We start from the raw sequence: 17,748 nt of genomic DNA, 5'->3' as shown, positions 1-17,748 counted from the left end.
TGCAGTTGGTGGTCAGACGCGGGGCGCGCCGACCGGCTGGGATGCCTCGACGAACTCCTCGCGCGGGTCGTGCAGCTGGCCCAGGGCGACCACCTCACGCTTGAGGAAGAACGCCAACGACCAGTCCACCACCACGCGGACCTTCCGGTTGAACGACGGGATCCGGCTCATGTGGTACGTCCGGTGCATCACCCAGGCCGGCCAACCGGTCATCTTGATCCCGTACACCTGGGCCACGCCCTTGTGCAGGCCGAGGCTGGCCACACTGCCGACGTGCTTGTGCTTGTAGTTCACCGGCTCGCGACCCCGGATCACGGCCGTGATGTTGTCGGCCATCCGCGCGGCCTGGCGCACCGCGTGCTGAGCGCTCGGCGAGCAGAAGTTGCCCGGCTCCTTGGTCAGGTCCGGCACGGCGGCGCAGTCCCCGGCGCTCCAGGCACCCTCGAGCACCTGGTCACCGTCGACCACCTGGAGCGTGGGCAGGCAGGTGATCCGTCGACGGTCGTCGCGCGGGAAGTCGGTCGAGTCCAGCATCGGCGACGGCTTCACACCGGCCGTCCAGACGATCGTGTCGGAGCGGAAGCTGTCACCGTCGGAGAGCTTGACCACCCCGTCGACGCAGGACTCGAGGCGGGTGTCCAGCCGGATGTCCATGTTGCGCTTCATCAACTGCTGCACGGTGTAGGCACCCATGTCCCGGTCGACCTCGGGCAGCACCCGCTGGGTCGCCTCGACCAGCACCCAGCGGACCTCGTCCTGCTTGAGCTCCGGGTAGTAACGCAGGGCGTCGCGAGCCATGTCCTCCATCTCGGCGAGCGCCTCGATGCCGGCGTACCCACCGCCGACGAAGGTGAAGGTCAGCGCCGAACGGCGGACGTCCGGATCCGGCGTGGCGGCCGCCACGTCGAGCCGATCCAGCACGTGGTTGCGCAGGTAGATCGCCTCACCGATGGTCTTGAACCCGATGCCCTGCTCGTGCAGACCGGGGATCGGCAGGGTGCGGGAGACCGAACCCGGAGCCACGATCACGTGGTCGTACGTGATCTCCCGGGCCGGGCCGCTGATCGGCTGCACGGTGGCCACCTTGCGGTCGTGCTCGATCCGCGTGACCGTGCCGGCCACCATCTTGCACCGGCGCAACTCCCGCCGCAGCGGCACCACGGAGTGCCGCGGGGAGATGTTGCCCGCCGCCGCCTCCGGCAGGAACGGCTGATAGGTCATGTGGGGTTGGGGGTCAACCACCATGACCTCAGCCTCACGGGAGCTGAGCTTCTTCGACAGGCGCAGGGCCGCGTACAGACCGACGTGCCCGGCACCAACCACAAGGATCCGCTTCGGATTCACGTTGTCTATCTTTCCCCGGCCGGCTCAGGTAATCCCGCTCGCGCCCCCCATCTGTGACGGAGCACAACCCATGTGACCTGCGTAACCCTCGGGTCGCAGTGGTCACCGACGCCGCAGAAGCCAGCCCAGCAACACTGCCATTCCCACCGCCACCAGCAGCCCCAGCACTGTCACCCACTGGTATCCGGCGCCCCCACCCGTCCCCGTCGCCTGCAGCAGCAGCACGCCGAGCACGGCGGAACCCAACAGCACGGCGGCCGACCGCACCAACCAACGGGTGATCAACTCGGGGTCCACCATCGCGTCATAGGGCAACAGTGCGGCCAGCGCGCAGAGGGTGTGACCCAGGTAGAGCAGGGCCGCGACGGCGAGAAGCCGCCAGAGGGCGACCGGACGGCCGTACCCGTCGGTGGCGAGCAGCCAGCCGCCGACCGTGACCAATGCCGTGAAGGTCGTCCAGACCTTGCGCGGCCCGAACGCGGGCAACAGGGCAGCCACCGCCATGAAGAAGATCGGCCGGCCGGAAAGCACCTCCGCGGGGAACGCCAGGGCGAACCCGGCAAACACGATGACGAAGATCCCGGCCCGGACCAGCAGCGGGGCCACGCTGACGCGAGCGACGGCGTACTGCACCGCCCGAACCCGCTCCACCACCGCGTTCACCGCACCCGCCTTCCGTTCGCGACTGCGGGGCTCGCAAGCTCACTCCTCGCGCTCACCGCACCCGCCTCTCGTTCGCGACTGCGGGGCTCGCAAGCTCACTCCTCGCGCTCACCGCACCCGCCTCTCGTTCGCGACTGCGGGGCTCGCAAGCTCACTCCTCGCGCTCACCGCACCCGCCTCTCGTTCGCGACTGCGGGGCTCGCAAGCTCACTCCTCGCGCTCACCGGCCACCCACCCTCGGGGCCGTCGCCAACCGGGCCACGTCCCGCAACACCTGGTCCAGGCTGCCGGCACCGGCCCAGCGCACCACCGGTACGCCGTGCTCCCGGAGCTGCCCGATCATGATCTCCCGATCCAGGCGCCACAGCCGGTACGCCACCTCGGCCCAACCCCGGTCCTTCGGTGACGCCAGGTCGGTCGGCAACGTGTCGACCGCCACCACGAACCTCCCACCGCGGGCCAACCGGGCGAGCATCTGCGCCGACCGTTCGTCCAGCAGCGGGGTGAGCACCACCACCAACGCGTCCGAGGAGAGTAACTGCGGGCCGAAGACCTGGTCGTACGGTTCGTGAGCGGACACGTGGACCCGGACGTCGAGCAACCACTCCAGGACGGTCAGGTACTGCCGCCGCCCGGCGGCTGGCCGGAGCCGGCGGGCGGCCGGCCCGTACTCCAGCAGCGAGACCCGATCACCACGGTGCAGGTAGTGCTCGGCGATCGCGGCGGTGGCCCGGACGGTGGTGTCCAGCACCGAGGCGGCGCCGTCCACCCCACCGGAGCGGCCCGCCTCGGCGAGCACGTCGAGCAGCACCACCACCTCCGCGTCCCGGTCGGAGAGGGTGGCGGCCACGTGCAACTGCCGGGCCCGCAACGAGACCCGCCAGTCGATCCGGCGCAGCCGGTCGCCGGGGGCGAAGACGCGTACGCCGGCAAGCTCGCCGCCCTCTCCCGGTCGGCGAGAGTGGTGCGCTCCGACCAGCCCGGCGGCGCGGGGCATCGCCTCGACAGCCTCGAACGGCTCGGTACGGGGGTACACCCGCACCCGTACCGGCTCGGTGATCACCGCCCGGGAGACCAGCAGACCCCCGGCCGTGGCGACCCGGGCACCGGCGGGGCCGACCGGGTGCCGGCCCCAGCGCAGGGCCTTGCCGGCCAGCTCCAGGTCCACGGCGGCGCCGATCGGCACCGACGTCACGAACGGCCGGTCCGCGACGGAACGGCGCCCGCCGTTGCCCTGCACCGTCGCACCGGTTTCCGCTGTGGCGCTCGGCGCCCCGTCGTCGACAACCTCGTCGCGGGCGAAGCCGGCCCGGTCGATCCGCAGCCACGGCGACACGCGGGTACGCATCACCACCAGGTCGTAGTCGACAGTGTCCGGGTTGCCGACGCTCACCGCCGCCGCCACGTCACCGCCCTCGACCAGCGGCCCACCGTCACCCTGGGTGATCCACACCTGCGGCAGCGCCGTGGGTCGTCGACGCAGCGCGTACGCGGTGCCCAACGCGAACGGGGCGGCGAGCACGATGAGGTCCACCCGGCCCAGCAGCACCCCGGCCACCAGCAGCAGGCCGGCGAGCAGCACCGCGCGGCCGAGCGCCGGGGTGGGCGCCCAGCCGGCAGCCGGTTCCGCTTCGGTGGCCGTCGGCACTGTCGGTCCGGACATCAGTGCCGGGGCCCGCCGGCGGCGTAGCTGGGCAGCGCGCCACTGGCCGGGGCGGGAGTCGCCTCCAGCACCTCGCCCACCACGAACGCCGGGTCGACCCGACGCAACCACATCTCCGGGCGCAGGGTGATCCGGTGGGCCAGGGCGGGCGCCGCCACCGACTTGACGTCCTCCGGCACCACGTAGTCCCGTCCGCCGAACACCGCGCGGACCCGGGCCAGCAGCAGCAGCGCCAGCGAACCGCGAGGTGAGGCGCCGACCAGCACCGACGGGTGTTCCCGGGTGGCCGCGGTGAGCGACACGATGTAGCGGCCGATGGAGTCCTCCACCACCACGTCCTCCAGTGCGGCCTGCATGGCCCGCAGCGTCGCCGCGTCGACAACCGCCTTGATGTCCGCCTCCTCCCGGCGACGGCTCATCCGACGACGCAGCACCTCCCACTCCTCTTCGTGCTGCGGGTAACCGAACGAGACCCGCAGCAGGAACCGGTCCAGCTGCGCCTCCGGCAGCGGGTAGGTGCCCTCGTACTCGATGGGGTTGGCGGTGGCCAGCACGTGGAACGGCTCGTCGAGCTTGTAGGTGACACCCTCGACCGACACCTGCTTCTCCTGCATCGCCTCCAGCAGCGCGGACTGGGTCTTCGGCGGTGTCCGGTTGATCTCGTCGGCGAGGAGCAGGTTGGTGAAGACCGGGCCGGCCCGGAAGGTGAAGTCGCCGTTGCGCTGGTCGTACAGGAAGGAGCCGGTGACGTCGGCGGGGAGCAGGTCTGGGGTGAACTGCAACCGACGGAAGTCCAACCCGAGGGCCTGGGCGAACGAGCGGGCGGTGAGTGTCTTACCGAGCCCCGGCAGGTCCTCCAGGAGCACGTGCCCGCCCGCGAGGATGCCGGCGAGGACCAGCTCCAACGCGTCCCGTTTGCCGACCACGACGGTGCCGACCGCGTCCAGGACCGTCCGAGCCAGCTGCCCGACCTCGGCGGGGGCAATGCTCCGGTCCACGTCGTTCATCAGATGTTCTCCAGTTCGGCGACGATCACCGCGAGGTCGCGCGGCGACGGGGTGCGGCGAGGCGGGGTCTCCAGGAACGTCCACAGGCGGTCACCCAGCAGGACGCGAGCGCGGGCGGGATCCGACTCACGGGTGACGCCGTGTTTCAGCCGCATCCGCTCGTCGGCCAGTTCACCGATCCGGGGCAGGACCACCTCGGTGAAACGTTCGGTTCGGTTCGCGGACCAGTCCAGGGGCCGTTCCCACTGGTTGATCGCGCCACGCAGCGCGTCCCGGGCGCCCCAGTTGTAGCTGCCGTCGTCTTCGCCCGCGCCGGCCTGGCGAGCCGGCGGCGGCGGGGGCGGCGGCGCCAGCAGGGCGGTGACCCGGCGGACCGCCAGCACGGCGAGCACCCCGGCGATCAGTACGGGCAGCGAAACCTGGAGGCCCACCGCGCGGAGGCCGACCAGCAGGACCGCTACCAACGCGGCGGCCCACGCGAGCGAGCGCAGCACGGGACGCCATCGGGACGGGCGCGCCTGCGGACCGACCGGCGCGGCCTCCTCCTCGAACGCGAGCAGATCGTCGATGCTGGTGCTGCTCATGAGGTCACCGCCGCGGTGAGCTCTCCGCGCAGCCGGCCGAGCGCGGCGCGGGCCTGGTCCCGGGTGCGTTCGCCGACCGGGTGGGTGGCGTACCGGGCCTCCCGGTAGACGTGCGCGAACTCGGCAAGCACGTCGGTGCTGGCGATGGCCGGCACGCCCGCCGCCGGGTCGCCCTGCAAGAGTCGGCTGACCAGGTCGGTGGGGGTGTCTCCGGCGAGCCTCGGCACGCCGGCCGCGGCGGCGGTCTCCTCCAGGCGCACCCAGCAGGCGATCACCGCCACCCGGGGGTCGGTGTCCCGGTCGTCGAGCTCCACCAGGCCGGCGTCGAGGGCGGCGACCACCTCGCGGGCGGTGCCCTCGGCGGTACGGCGGGCCCGCTGCGCGGGTAGTGCCCGGGTGGTACGGCGCAGTGCGCCCCGGATCAGGACCCAGCTGAGGTAGCCGAGCGCGGCGAGGATGGCAAGCCCGAGCAGGACCACAGCCACCGTGCCGACCCACTGCGGGATGTGCGCCTGGGTGGCCTCGCCGGCGTCGCGGGGCTCGATCGGGATGGACGGCGATGGCTCAACGGTCGGGTACTCGGGAACCCAGGGAACGTTGTCCGCGGCCGGCGGAATGCGACTGGCCCCGATCGACGAGTGAGCGGACGCCAGCGCGGCACCGGCGAGCAGGGCGGCGACCGCGCCGACCGGCCACCACCGGCGGAGCAGGCCGAGCACCGGCCGCAGCGCACCGGGATCGGCGGACGGTGCCGGTGTGGGCGGGCGTGTTCCGTCTGTCATCGCCACCACCCCACGCGTCGTCTCAGTCCACTCCGGCCAGCTGTTTAGCCTGGCCGAAGACGTCGTCCAACATCCCTGGTGTCAACCGCCCCGTGAAGGTGTTCTGCTGACTGACGTGGTAGCAGCCGAGCAAGTCCGGGGCGTTCGTGCCGGACCAGTGTGCCCCATGCCCGAACACCGGTCGCGGGCTGGGCGGGGGCTGCCCGTACACCGCGCGGAGCACCGGCCACCACGCGGCCCAGGCGAACGCGCCCAGCGCGACCACGACCCGCAGCGTGGGCCGGATCAACGTGACCTCGCGGTGCAGCCAGGGTGCGCAGGTGTCCCGTTCCACTGGGGTCGGTTTGTTGTCCGGAGGCGCACACCGGACGGCCGAGAAGATCCGCAGATCGCGCACTGTGAGCCCGTCGTCGGCGGCGACGCTGGTCGGCTGGTTGGCCAGCCCGGCCCGGTGCAGCGCGGCGAACAGCACGTCACCCGACCGGTCACCGGTGAAGATCCGGCCGGTGCGGTTGCCGCCGTGTGCGGCCGGCGCCAGCCCGAGGATGGCGATCCGGGCGTCACCCGTGCCGAGGCCCGGCACCGGTCGACCCCAGTACTCCTGGTCGCGGAAGGCGGCCCGGCGGGTGCGGGCGACCTCCTCCCGCCACTGGACCAGCCGCGGGCAGGCGAAGCAGTCGCTCACCGCCGCGTCGAGGTCGGCCAGGTCGGTCGCCCGCGCTGCGCGGGCGACCACCTGTGCGGGGGTACGCGTCTCAGCCAAGCTTGGCCCGGAAGAGTTCCAGGGTGCGGGCCCAGGCGCTGGCGGCGGCGCGCTGGTCGAACGCCTCCGGCCGGTCGTCATTGAAGAAGGCGTGCGAGGTGCCCGGGTAGTCGTAGAGGTGGCAGTCGCCGCCGGCTTCTTCGATGGCCCGCCGGGCGGTCTGTACGCCGTCGTTGGCCGAGGTGCCGTCCTCTTCGGAGCAGTGGATGACCGCTGCCTTGCCGGCGTAGTCGGCCCAGTCGGGGCGCATCGACTCCCAGGGCAGCACGGGATAGAAGCCGGCGGTCGCGACGATCCGCTCGGAGATGGTGGCCGACCAGAGGGCCAGGCTGCCACCGGCGCAGAAGCCCACGGCACCGACCTTACCGGTGACCTCGGGCCGCCCGGCGAGATAGTCGGCCGCTCCGGCGATGTCCTTCGCCGCCTCGTCCATCCGCATGGCCAGCAGGAGCCGCTGCGCCTCGTCCGGCTCGCTGGTCGTCTCACCGTGGTAGAAGTCCGGGGCGAGGGCGACGAAGCCGGCCTCGGCGAACCGGTCCGCCACCGACCGGATGTGCGGGACCAGACCCCACCATTCCTGAATGACGATGACGGCGGGGCTGGCCGTGCCGCTGGCGGGTATCGCGAGATACCCCTCGCTCGTGCCCCCGTTGCTGCGGTAGCTCACCATTTCGCCCATGGGCCGTCCTCCTAGCGGTCAGTCATCGTTGGCTGGTCGCCCAGTGGTCCTACGTGCCGGTAGCCTGCCACGCCGCGCGGCCGTCGGGAAGACGCCGGAACAGTGGCATTCACCTCCCGTTCGCCCCCCGGTGACTCCGGGTACGCCGACGGCGGCGGGGTCCGCTCCCGCCGCCGTCGATGCCGAGCTACCGCTGTGGTCAGACCTTCTTGGTCAGGCAGAGCACGTAGCCCGTCTTGCCCGGCTCGATGCTGGAGAAGACGTACCCCTCCTGGCCCTCCTTGAAGAACTGGGTGCAGGTGGTGTCGGCCTTGGCCTGCGCCTCGCTCTGGCCGTCCACCCGGCCGACCACGCTGTACGCCGCGTCGGTGGAGGTGCACTCGACGACCTTGGCGCCGTCGACCTCCTCCTGCTCGGTGCCGGTGATCTCGGGCAGCTCGGCGATGCAGTCGCCGGTCTTGGCGGCTGCGGTCTCGTCCTTGTTGAAGTAGTTGCCGATCGCCGAGGCGACACCGAACTTCAGGCCGGCGATGACGACGACGGCGAGGACCGCACCGACGATGCCGATGGCCTTCTTCGCACCGGACTTCTCCGCCTTCGGCTCGGCCGTCGGCTGGTGCTCGGCGGCCGGCTGCTGCTCGGGCGTCTGCGGCTGCTGCGCGGCAGACTGCGGCGCGGCCGCTTGCGGCGTCTCGACGGCCGGCTCAGGGGTTGCGGCGTCGGGCGCGGGGGGCGGTGCGACCTGCTCTGACACGGGGGTTCCTTCCGAGGGGTTGATGAGCAGACGACACCGTAACGATCATTGATTTCCGGTGCCGTCCCGCTCGCCTCGTCCGTTCAGCTATTTCCCAGCTTCGTCAGCATGATCCAGTTCACACCCTGGGTTCAGCGCGTCGGGGTGGGAGTGGGCGTGGGGGTTGGCGTTCCGCTCGGCGGCAGGCCGGTGGCCGTACCGGTCGGCAGCGGCGTCCCGGTCTCCCCCGGTGTGCCGCTCGGGTCCGGCGTGCTGGTCGGGTCCGACGTGCTGGTGGGCGACACAGGCGGTAGGGGCGCGCCCGGTGCGCGGGGCACGAAGGGCGCCTGCTCCGGGCAGTACGGGTACGCCCGCAGCGTCTGCTTTTCATAGGCGTCTTCGGAGCAGTCCGGGTAGCCGAGCCGGATCGGGTTGCCGTTCTGGTCGAAGAGCCGGGCATTCTCCACCAGGCGGCCCTCGCTGTCGTAGACGAAGACGTCCCGGACCCGGTCGTACTGGCTGTCGACAGCGGTCTGGTCGTAGCCGTAGTCGCCGTAGCGCATCCGGTCCTCGGCCTGGATCAGCGCGGCGAACGCGAAGACCACCAGCACCACGCTGGCGACCTGCACGACCGAGCGCGGCCAGCGGGTCAGCTGGGCCGAACGGCGACCGATCCAGATGGAGCCGAGCACGAAGCCGATCAGCATGATCAGGCCGGCGAGCAGCTCACCGCCGAACCTCGGCAGTAGCCCGAATTCGCCACCGGTGGTGATCACGGTGACCAGCATCGCCGCCAGATAACCGCGCAGCACCCACCAGGCCGGGCGCAACAGTCGGAGGAAGTCGCTGGCCGTCTCGTACCCCAGGGGTGGGCCGAGCCGGGTGTCCATGGCGCGCAGCCGGCCGCGGACCCGGGCCATCGCGCTCGCCACCCGCTGGTCGAGGTTGCGCCCGCTGCCCGGCGCGGCGCCGGCAGCGGCGCGCAGCTCGGCGGCGTACGTCTCGGGCTCACCCAACCGCTCGACCAGGGTGCCCTCGGCCTCGGCGGCGACCTCGGTGAGGTGGTCGGCGAGATCCTCGGTCAACTCGTCGCGTTGCCCGGGCGGCAGGTCGGCCAGAGCGGCCCGGACTCGCGCCACATAGTCGGTGATCTCCTGCTCCGCGACGGTCATGCCGCCACCCCCCGATCGTCGAGCAGAGTGTCCATTGTGGTGGCGAACGAGCGCCAGAGCTTGCCGGAGCGGGTCAACTGGTCACGCCCCGCGGCGTTGAGTGAGTAGTACTTGCGGTGCGGCCCGGATTCGCTCGGCACGACGTAGGTGGTGAGCAGGCCGGCGGCGAAGAGGCGGCGCAGCGTCCCGTAGACCGAGGCGTCACCGACCTCCTCCAGGCCGGCCTCGCGCAGCCGGCGCAGGATGTCGTAACCGTAACCGTCCTCCTCTCGGAGCACGGCCAGGACGGCCAGATCAAGCACGCCCTTCAACAACTGTGTGGTGTCCACGCATTGCACACTACTGCGTAATGCGAAGTAGCGTCAACGCATCCGCCCGACACGCCGCCAGTGAGGCGCCGGGGCGCTGATCGACTCGGTTTTCAGGAAATCGGGGCATCCGAGGCACCTGGACACCACGACTTCAATGAAGGCGAGTTGATCAACTCCGCGCGCGCGGTGGCTTACCGGACGCTCCAGGCGATCCCGTCGAGGATGTCGTGCTCCGAGGCGACCACCGACGGCATCCCGGCCCGCTCCATGATCACGCGAAGCACCAGGGCACCTGCGCCGATCACGTCGGCGCGGCCCGGGTGCATCACCGGGTTCGCCAACCGCTGCGCACGGGTCTGACCCAGCAGCTCCGCTGTCACCCGGGCGACCTCCTCGTACGACACCCGGGCGTGGTGGATGCGCTCCGGGTCGTACTCCCGCAGCCCCTGCGCCAGGGCGACCACTGTGGTGACCGACCCGGCGAGGCCGACCAGGGTGGCCGCCTCGCGACCGGGCACCACGGCGAGCGCCTGGTCCACCACCGCAGCGATGTCGGCCTGCGCCGCCTCGACCTGCTCGGCCGTCGGCGGGTCACCGGGCAGGTGCCGCTCGGTCATCCGGACGCAGCCGATGTCCACCGAGATCGCCGACCGCACCCCGGCGGCCCGGTCACCGACCACGAACTCGGTGGAACCACCACCGATGTCGACGACCAGGAACGGCTCCTTCGCGTCGGCGGGCAGCCCGCGCACCGCGCCGGTGAACGACAACCGGGCCTCCTCGTCGCCGCTGACCACCTCGGGCGCGACACCGAGGGTGGCCCGCACCATCTCGGTGAAGTCGGCGGCGTTGGCGGCATCGCGCGAAGCCGAGGTGGCACACATCCGCACCCGCTGCGCGCCCAGCTTCTCGATGTCGGCGGCGTACGACGCCAACGCCACCCGGGTCCGCTCGATCGCCTCCGGCGCCAGTCGGCCGGTGCGGTCCACGCCCTGCCCCAGGCGGACGATCTCCATCCGCCGGGTCAGGTCGACCAGCGGCGCCTGCGGCCCGGCCGAGGCGTCGGGCAGGTCGGCGACCAGCAGTCGGATCGAGTTGGTCCCGCAGTCGATGGCCGCCACACGCGTCGTCACGGCAGCAACCTTACGGCAGGACGGGCGGCCACCCGGCGGCTTGGTTGGGCGTGGGCCACGAGTCGCCCAGGTCCCCCGACCGGCCCCGCAACAACCCCAACCCGAGCGCGGTCAGGTGATGCCGGACGGCCCCGCCCTCCCGCTCGCTGGTCACCAGACCGGCGGTCCGCAGCGCGCGGGCGTGCTCCGAGGCCGAGGAGAGACTGATCCCGACCGCCCGGGACAACACGGTGGTGGTCAACCCGCCGTCGGTCGCCAGCCGGCGCAGCACCAGCGCCCGGGTGACGCCGAGCAGCCGACCGAGGGCATCGTCGTCGGCGGGAGCCCCGCGCGCGGGCATGACCACCGGGTAGACGAGCAGGATCGGGAAGCCCTGCTCGACAAGCACCCGAGGCCGCGGCCCGGCCAACGGTGAGGGCAGCAGGATGATCCCGTGGCCGGTGCCGGGGAGATCGCCGTCCCACCACGTGCGTACCTCCAGCACCGGCTCCCGCCACCGGATCCCCGGGTGCAGACCCGCGAAGAGTTCGGCCAGTCCGTGCTGCGCCAGCCGCTGGCTGGCGGATGCCACCTGCTGACGGTACGCGGACACCAGCTCGGCCCAGTGCGGTTCGAGCACCGCGTCGAACCAGGTCCGCACGGCCCCGCCGAACAGGTCCAGCACCTCCGGGTCGGCCGCCGCGAACCGCCGCCGCAGCAGGCTGGCCGACGTGTCCGCGTAGGCCAGGGTGACCTCGGCGCGGACCCGCCGCGCCGGGGTGGCCCGGATCGCCTCCAGACCGGCCTCGACCGACTCCAGGCCGTCGAAGGGAGTGACGAAGTCCGGCAGACGTCCCCGGTCGGGCAGCAGGTGCCGCAGCACCGCTGTGGCAGCCTGGGCGGCAGCCGTGCCCTCGGCCGCTGCCGCACGCTCGGCCAGGGCCGGCGCCATCGCCGCGACAGTGGGATCGCGCAGCCACTGACCAGCCAGCAGCGCGATCCCGACCGGATGCAGTCGATCGGCGAACCGCACCCGGCACAGGTCGGCCGACCCGAGCTGGAGGCGAAGCATGGCAATAGCCTGCCTGCCTTCGCCCAGGACCGAAAGGGTTGATCCGCGGCCGAACGCTCTCCAGTGTGGACTGCGGGGTCGACGGGGGGTGGCCGGCGTGCGGCGAACAGTGGCGGTGTTGACGGGGCTCTGCCTCATGGTCGTTGCCGCAGCTTGTGGTGAGCGGGGGCAACCCTCGTCGGCCCCGCCAGCCGCATCGTCCGCGTCGAGCGAACGACCGGCGGCCGGTGACCACCATCTCACCCTGCACCACAACGGACTCGACCGCACCTACTTGCTGCACGCGCCCCCGGGGTACGACCCGGGCAGGCCCTCCGCGCTGGTCATCGCGCTGCACTTCTATCCCGGCCTCGGATCCTCGATGCGGGAGTTGGCGGGCCTGGACGCCAAAGCCGACAAGGACAACGTGCTGGTCGCCTACCCCGACGGGCAGGGCGGTGGCTTCAACGCGCTGGTCTGCTGCGGCGGCGCGGACGACGTCGGCTTCCTCAACGCCCTCACCGACCATCTGGTGCAGACCTGGCACGCGGACCCGAACCGCGTGTTCCTCACCGGCATCTCGAACGGCGGCGACATGAGCTTCCGGGCGGCGGTGGAGAGCACTGGCAGGTTCGCCGCGATCGGTGTGGTCAGCGGTGGTTACAGCGGAAATCTGACCACCGCCGACAGTTACGTGCCGAAGAGCCCGGTCTCCGTGATCACCTTCATCGGCGGCCAGGACCGCTACGCCTCGATCTTCCAGGCCGGCATGCGGACCTGGCAGCAGCGGCTCGGCTGCCGGCCGAGCCCGAAGGCGTCCGGGGTGCCGGGTGTGACGCACACGGTGGCGGGCTGCGCGGACGGCAGCGAGGTCAGCGTCTACACGATCGCCGACATGGGCCACAGTTGGCCGGGAGCGACAACGGGCCAACTCGCCGCATCCTCCGCGGGGCTGTCCGCCACCGACCTGATGTGGGAGTTCTTCGCCGCCCACCCGCGCAAGGCCTGACCTACAGGCGCAGCAGCATCCGGGTGTTGCCCAGCGTGTTCGGCTTGACCCGCTCCAGGTCGAGGAACTCCGCGACACCCTCGTCGTACGAGCGCAGCAGCTGCTCGTAGACCGGCTGCGGCACCGGAGCGCCGTCGATCTCGCGGAAACCGAACGCGCCGAAGAACTGCGTCTCGAAGGTGAGCACAAAGATCCGCGCCACGCCCAACTCCCGGGCCGCGTCGATCAGCTCGCCCACCAGCCGGTGCCCGATCCGCCGGCCCCGACAGACCGGGTCCACCGCGACCGTGCGGATCTCGGCCAGGTCCTCCCACATGACGTGCAGCGCACCGCAACCCACCACGACGTCGTCCTCGGCCCGGACCGCGACCCGGAACTCCTGCACCTGCTCGTAGAGGGTGACTGTCGCCTTGCTCAGCAGCCGCCGGTCGTCGGTGTAGGTGTCGACGAGTCGTCGGATGCCCCGCACGTCCCCGGTGCGGGCCCGCCGTACGAGGATCTGACTCTCGGGTGCCTCGGACCCGGCCTGCGTGCTCATTCGGCCGCCGGCACGTCCACGCACGGCCCCGCCGACCACCAGGGCTCGACCAGGCCCAACGTCTCGTCTCCGAACGGGTTCACCCCGGGGCCGGCGCCCAGCGCGTGACCCAGGTGCACGTGCAGGCACTTCACCCGGCCCGGCATCCCGCCGGCCGAGATGCCGGCGATCTCCGGCACCTCGCCGATCGCCTCCCGGCGGGAGAGGTAGTCCTCGTGCGCGGCGCGGTAGTGGGCGGCCAACTCCGGGTCCGTCGTCAGCCGGTCCGCCATCTCCTTCATCAGCCCCGCCGACTCCAGTCGGCTGCACGCGGCGGTGGCCCGGGGGCAGGTCAGGTAGAAGAGCGTCGGGAACGGGGTGCCGTCGGCGAGGCGGGGGGTCGTCTCCACCACGTCGGGAAGGCCACACGGGCACCGGTGGGCCACCGCCCGCGTGCCCCGGGGCGTCCGGCCGAGCTGCGCGGCCACCGCGGCCAGGTCCGCCTCGGTGGCCGGCTCGCGCTGCGGCAGGGGAACGGAATCCGCCGCCGGCTCCGACGGTGGTACGACAGTCACGGTGCCCATCTCTCCTGGTGTGCTGGTCGGTGGATCACTGGCCCGGCTGCTGGCTGTCCGCCGCCCGCACGCTCGACCAGAGCGTGTCGTACCAGGTCACCGGCCCGGTTGGCGGGGCCGTACCGGCCGACTTGCCGGCGTCCCGGGCGGCGCCCTCCGGGTCGTGCAGCACCACCATCATCTTCTCGCCCGGCTCGCCCATGAAGAACCGCTCCCGAGCCTGCGTCTTGATGAACTCGTCGTCTTTCCAGTTGGCGGCCTCGGCGGCGAGCTTCGCGATCTCCCGCTCCTGCACCGCCTGGGCCGCCTCCATCCGCTCGATGTCGGCCTGCTGGTCCAGGTAGACCCGAACCGGGTAGGTGTAGGCCAGAGCGAGCGCGATCAGGACCGCGAACAGCACTGTGGCCCGGCCGGTGAAGCGACGGGGGTGGGGTGCGGCGAGCCGCTTCACGGAACCAGCGGCAGCGGTACGCCGAGCGGCGGCGGGACGATTCGCGGAGCGCACGCCTTCGGCGCCGCGGGCAGCACCCGGCGCGCGACCGGCTGCGCGCGGCTCGGCGCGTACGCCGGCCTCCCGGACCGATCCCCGCGTGGCACGCCCGCCGCCCGGCCGACCGGACTGACCCGGCCGGCGGGCGGGACGCTGACCACCCGGTGTGCGGCGCTGCTGCATCGTCACACCCCTCCCCCGAGGCTTCGTGCGTCTCAGGCCGAACGGTAGCGCGGGAACGCGCCAGCGCCGGCGTAGCGCGCCGCGTCGGCCAGCTCCTCCTCGATCCGGAGCAGCTGGTTGTACTTGGCGACACGGTCCGAGCGGGCCGGGGCGCCGGTCTTGATCTGGCCGCAGCCGGTGGCCACCGCCAGGTCGGCGATGGTGGTGTCCTCGGTCTCGCCGGACCGGTGGCTCATCATGCACTTGAAGCCGGCCCGGTGGGCCAGGTCCACCGCGTCCAGGGTCTCGGTCAGCGAGCCGATCTGGTTGACCTTGACGAGAACGGCGTTCGCCGCCTTCTCCGCGATGCCGCGGGCGATGCGCTGCGGGTTGGTCACGAACAGGTCGTCACCGACGATCTGCACCCGGTCGCCGATCGAGGCGGTCAGCGTCTGCCAACCGCTCCAGTCGTCCTCGGCCAGCGGGTCCTCGATCGACACGATCGGGTACTCGTCGGCGAGCTTCGTGTAGTAGGTGCTCATCTCATCGGCGGACTTCGAGGCACCCTCGAACGTGTAGGTGCCGTTGTCGAAGAACTCCGTGGCCGCCACGTCGAGCGCGAACACGATGTCGGTGCCGAGCCGGTAACCGGCCTTCTCGACCGCCTCGGCGATCAGGTCCAGAGCCGCCGCGTTCGTCGGCAGGTTCGGCGCGAAGCCACCCTCGTCGCCGAGCCCGGTGGAGAGGCCCTTCTTCTTGAGCACCGACTTCAGCGCGTGGTAGACCTCCGCGCCCGAGCGCAGCGCCTCACGGAAGGTGGGCGCGCCGATCGGCGCGATCATGAACTCCTGGATGTCGACGTTCGAGTCGGCGTGCGCGCCACCGTTGAGGATGTTCATCATCGGCACGGGCAGGAGGTGCGCGTTCGGGCCGCCCAGGTAGCGGAAGAGGCTCAGCTCGGCGCTGCCGGCAGCGGCCTTCGCCACCGCCAGGGAGACCCCGAGGATGGCGTTCGCGCCCAGCTCCGACTTGCTCTCCGTGCCGTCGATGTCGAGCATCTTCTGGTCGATCAGCCGCTGCTCGCTGGCCTCGTACCCGATGATCTGGTCGACGATCTTGTCTTCGACGTTGGAGACCGCCTTCTCCACGCCCTTGCCCTGGTAGCGGTCGGCGTCACCGTCGCGCAGCTCGATCGCCTCGAAGGCGCCGGTGGAGGCGCCGGAGGGCACGGCGGCGCGGGCTACCGTGCCGTCGTCCAGACCGACCTCGACCTCGACCGTCGGGTTGCCCCGCGAGTCGAGAATCTCCCGGGCGACGATTCCCTCGATGGTTGCCACTAAGTCGCTCCTCGTTGTTGTGATCCGGTCCGTGGGTGGGCCGCGACGGTGCGGCTGAGGCAGGTGTTGAACGCAGCGTATCGGGCGACGCGAACGGGCACGGCGTCGCCCGCGCACCCGGGTCACCCCGCGTTGACGGACATTCCCGGATTTCCGGGCGTCAACCGGCAACGGGTTTGCGCTGCGCGGACCAGATCCACCAGGCTGGTCGCCATGCCCGCCGCCTCGACCACCCTCCGCATGCTCGCCGTGTCGGTCATCGCGTCGCTCACGGTCACCGGCTGTCAGACATTCGAGGACGCCGGAGTCGCCATGGGCCGCTCGGAACTCGTCAACGACCTCGCCGCCCGGCTCGATCGGGCACTGGAGTTGACCTACTCGGCCGACTACCAGTTGCCCGGCGGCCAGCGCGCCGCGATCGCGCAGGCACAGGACCCGGCGCGATCCACCTACACCTATCCGGGCGGGCAACTCACCGTCACCCCGGAGGCCATCACCCGGTGCACGACGACCGGCGCCCGCCCGCAGTGCACGCTGATCACCCCACCCACCCCGGGCAGCAAGCCCACAGTGACGCTGTTCGGTGAGGCCAACCAGCAGGGCCTCGTCACGCCGCCGGTGGTGGTCGGGCTGCTCACCGCCGCCGCGCTCGACCCACAGGCGGTCATCAAGCAGAGTGACACCACCGTCGCCGGGCACCACGCCGCCTGCGTCGCGGTGCAGAGCTCGTCGTCCGGCGACTTCACCGCCTGCGTGACCACCGAGGGCGTGCTCGGCAGCTTCACCGGGCCGGTCGACGGCAAGCCGATGGAGCTGGCACTGAGCAACTACTCCGCGACCGTCGACGAGGGCGCGTTCGAACCGCCCGCCGACGCCGATGTCGTCGACCGCCGCCCCGGCGGCTCGTGACCGACCGCCCGGTCGAGCCCCCAACCGTCGCGCCGCCCGGTGGGTTCCTGCCCGGGGCCGATCGGAGCCTGCCTCCCGGCCCCGGTGACCTGGCCCTGCCGGTGACCGGTGCGAAGCTGCTGACCGGCGTCGACGGCCAACTCCTCCGCGTCGCCGACCTGCCCGCCGACACTGACTGGGTGCCGCTGGGCACGCTCGACGGAGTGCCCGCCTGGGGTGCCGACCTGACCACCACAGCCAACGACCTTCCCGGTCCGGCGCGCGCCTGGGCGTCACTCGCCGCCGAGGTTCCGGAGCCGCACGCCACGCTCGCCGGCCGGGCGCTGGCGGTGCTGACCTGGCGGCGTACCCACCGGTGGTGCGGCGCCTGCCGAGCGGAACTGACCGACCGACCCGGCGAGACCGCCCGACAGTGCCCCGACTGCGGCCTGTACGTGCCGATGCAGCTCTCCGCCGCCGTACTGGTGGCGATCACTCGGCCCGGCCCACCCGGGCACGTTGACGAGCTGCTGCTGGTCCGGCACGCCACCGGTCCGACCGGGCTGTGGGCGCTGGTGGCCGGCTTCGTCGAAGCCGGCGAGACACTTGAGGCGGCGGTACACCGGGAGGTCGGCGAGGAGGTCGGGCTGCCCGTCGACCGGCTGGCCTACTTCGGCAGCCAACCGTGGGCGATCTCCGGCCCGGGCGTGCTGCTCGCCGGCTTCACCGCCCGTGCCGCCGACCCGCACGCCGAACCGGTGGTCGACGGGCGGGAGCTGACCAGGGCTCAGTGGTTCGGCCTGGATGCGCTGCCGGCGCAACTGCCGCCCGCGTACTCCATCTCGCGCTGGCTCATCGACGCGACGGTGACCGCCGGGCGGCGCTGAAACCCGCGCGGCCCGCGCT

The 17,748-nt window shown here is 71.9% G+C and carries 20 protein-coding genes; 3 read left to right on the top strand and 17 right to left on the bottom strand.

Annotated elements, in window-relative coordinates; all coding sequences use genetic code 11:
* Nucleotides 1-12: 12 nt before the first annotated feature.
* The 13 genes from MED15_RS15305 to MED15_RS15245 form a co-directional block, all read right to left on the bottom strand.
* Nucleotides 13-1,344, bottom strand: coding sequence for an NAD(P)/FAD-dependent oxidoreductase (locus MED15_RS15305; protein WP_091394234.1), 1,332 nt, complete (start codon nucleotides 1,342-1,344; stop codon nucleotides 13-15).
* A 102-nt stretch (nucleotides 1,345-1,446) separates the two neighbouring features.
* Complete coding sequence (locus tag MED15_RS15300; protein WP_112601915.1) at nucleotides 1,447-2,007, bottom strand: hypothetical protein; 561 nt, start codon at nucleotides 2,005-2,007, stop codon at nucleotides 1,447-1,449.
* A 220-nt stretch (nucleotides 2,008-2,227) separates the two neighbouring features.
* Nucleotides 2,228-3,670, bottom strand: coding sequence for a DUF58 domain-containing protein (locus MED15_RS15295; protein ID WP_112732423.1), 1,443 nt, complete (start codon nucleotides 3,668-3,670; stop codon nucleotides 2,228-2,230).
* Nucleotides 3,670-4,677: an AAA family ATPase gene (locus MED15_RS15290; protein ID WP_112581968.1), complete on the bottom strand. Its 1,008-nt coding sequence runs from the start codon at nucleotides 4,675-4,677 to the stop codon at nucleotides 3,670-3,672. Before MED15_RS15290 ends, MED15_RS15295 begins: the two co-directional genes overlap by 1 nt.
* Entirely contained in the window at nucleotides 4,677-5,261 is a 585-nt protein-coding gene (locus tag MED15_RS15285) for a hypothetical protein (RefSeq protein WP_112581967.1), read from the bottom strand. The genes MED15_RS15290 and MED15_RS15285 overlap by 1 nt, the downstream gene beginning before the upstream one ends.
* Nucleotides 5,258-6,043, bottom strand: a complete 786-nt coding sequence (locus MED15_RS15280; protein WP_112581982.1) for a DUF4129 domain-containing protein — start codon at nucleotides 6,041-6,043, stop codon at nucleotides 5,258-5,260. Before MED15_RS15280 ends, MED15_RS15285 begins: the two co-directional genes overlap by 4 nt.
* Before the next feature lie 22 nt (nucleotides 6,044-6,065).
* Nucleotides 6,066-6,779 (bottom strand): uracil-DNA glycosylase, encoded by a 714-nt coding sequence (locus MED15_RS15275; RefSeq protein ID WP_112581965.1) that lies wholly within the window; start codon nucleotides 6,777-6,779, stop codon nucleotides 6,066-6,068.
* A gap of 19 nt (nucleotides 6,780-6,798) precedes the next feature.
* Entirely contained in the window at nucleotides 6,799-7,485 is a 687-nt protein-coding gene (locus MED15_RS15270) for a dienelactone hydrolase family protein (protein WP_112581964.1), read from the bottom strand.
* A gap of 199 nt (nucleotides 7,486-7,684) precedes the next feature.
* A complete protein-coding gene (locus MED15_RS15265; protein WP_112698474.1) occupies nucleotides 7,685-8,239 on the bottom strand; it encodes an LppU/SCO3897 family protein in 555 nt (184 codons plus the stop codon).
* 131 nt (nucleotides 8,240-8,370) lie between these two features.
* Nucleotides 8,371-9,390, bottom strand: coding sequence for an HAAS signaling domain-containing protein (locus MED15_RS15260; RefSeq protein ID WP_112581961.1), 1,020 nt, complete (start codon nucleotides 9,388-9,390; stop codon nucleotides 8,371-8,373).
* Nucleotides 9,387-9,719 carry a PadR family transcriptional regulator gene (locus tag MED15_RS15255; protein WP_112581960.1) on the bottom strand — a complete coding sequence of 111 codons (333 nt, stop codon included), beginning with the start codon at nucleotides 9,717-9,719 and terminating at the stop codon, nucleotides 9,387-9,389. The genes MED15_RS15260 and MED15_RS15255 overlap by 4 nt, the downstream gene beginning before the upstream one ends.
* 173 nt (nucleotides 9,720-9,892) lie before the next feature.
* The gene (locus MED15_RS15250) at nucleotides 9,893-10,822 is read right to left on the bottom strand and encodes a Ppx/GppA phosphatase family protein (protein ID WP_112698473.1); all 930 of its coding nucleotides are present in this window, start codon (nucleotides 10,820-10,822) and stop codon (nucleotides 9,893-9,895) included.
* Nucleotides 10,823-10,844: 22 nt separating this feature from the next.
* Nucleotides 10,845-11,885 (bottom strand): ArsR/SmtB family transcription factor, encoded by a 1,041-nt coding sequence (locus MED15_RS15245; protein ID WP_146765874.1) that lies wholly within the window; start codon nucleotides 11,883-11,885, stop codon nucleotides 10,845-10,847.
* A gap of 97 nt (nucleotides 11,886-11,982) precedes the next feature.
* Here MED15_RS15245 and MED15_RS15240 point away from each other — a divergent pair, with 97 nt between their 5' ends.
* Nucleotides 11,983-12,873, top strand: a complete 891-nt coding sequence (locus tag MED15_RS15240) for a CE1 family esterase (protein WP_244220466.1) — start codon at nucleotides 11,983-11,985, stop codon at nucleotides 12,871-12,873.
* 1 nt (nucleotide 12,874) lies between these two features.
* Here MED15_RS15240 and MED15_RS15235 read toward each other — a convergent pair whose 3' ends face one another.
* Genes MED15_RS15235 through eno form a run of 4 tightly spaced genes read right to left on the bottom strand, consistent with a single transcriptional unit; the run spans nucleotide 12,875 to nucleotide 15,954 of the window.
* Nucleotides 12,875-13,411 (bottom strand): amino-acid N-acetyltransferase, encoded by a 537-nt coding sequence (locus MED15_RS15235; protein ID WP_112581981.1) that lies wholly within the window; start codon nucleotides 13,409-13,411, stop codon nucleotides 12,875-12,877.
* Nucleotides 13,408-13,965: a DUF501 domain-containing protein gene (locus tag MED15_RS15230; protein WP_112581980.1), complete on the bottom strand. Its 558-nt coding sequence runs from the start codon at nucleotides 13,963-13,965 to the stop codon at nucleotides 13,408-13,410. The genes MED15_RS15235 and MED15_RS15230 overlap by 4 nt, the downstream gene beginning before the upstream one ends.
* A 34-nt stretch (nucleotides 13,966-13,999) precedes the next feature.
* Nucleotides 14,000-14,638, bottom strand: coding sequence for an FtsB family cell division protein (locus tag MED15_RS15225; RefSeq protein WP_112601968.1), 639 nt, complete (start codon nucleotides 14,636-14,638; stop codon nucleotides 14,000-14,002).
* A gap of 32 nt (nucleotides 14,639-14,670) precedes the next feature.
* On the bottom strand, nucleotides 14,671-15,954 hold the full coding sequence (gene eno, locus MED15_RS15220; RefSeq protein ID WP_112581954.1) for a phosphopyruvate hydratase: 1,284 nt from the start codon (nucleotides 15,952-15,954) through the stop codon (nucleotides 14,671-14,673).
* Between the two features lie 213 nt (nucleotides 15,955-16,167).
* Between eno and MED15_RS15215 the strand changes: the two genes are divergently transcribed.
* Together MED15_RS15215 and nudC are read left to right on the top strand one after the other, a co-directional pair.
* Complete coding sequence (locus MED15_RS15215; protein WP_112735958.1) at nucleotides 16,168-16,863, top strand: hypothetical protein; 696 nt, start codon at nucleotides 16,168-16,170, stop codon at nucleotides 16,861-16,863.
* Nucleotides 16,860-17,729 (top strand): NAD(+) diphosphatase, encoded by an 870-nt coding sequence (gene nudC / locus MED15_RS15210; protein WP_112581951.1) that lies wholly within the window; start codon nucleotides 16,860-16,862, stop codon nucleotides 17,727-17,729. Before MED15_RS15215 ends, nudC begins: the two co-directional genes overlap by 4 nt.
* Nucleotides 17,730-17,748 lie beyond the last annotated feature (19 nt).

The organism is Micromonospora noduli (assembly GCF_003264475.1).
Lineage (GTDB): Bacteria > Actinomycetota > Actinomycetes > Mycobacteriales > Micromonosporaceae > Micromonospora > Micromonospora noduli.
The sequence above is the reverse complement of the archived record's forward strand: the minus strand, read 5'-3'. Positions and strand labels throughout refer to the sequence as shown.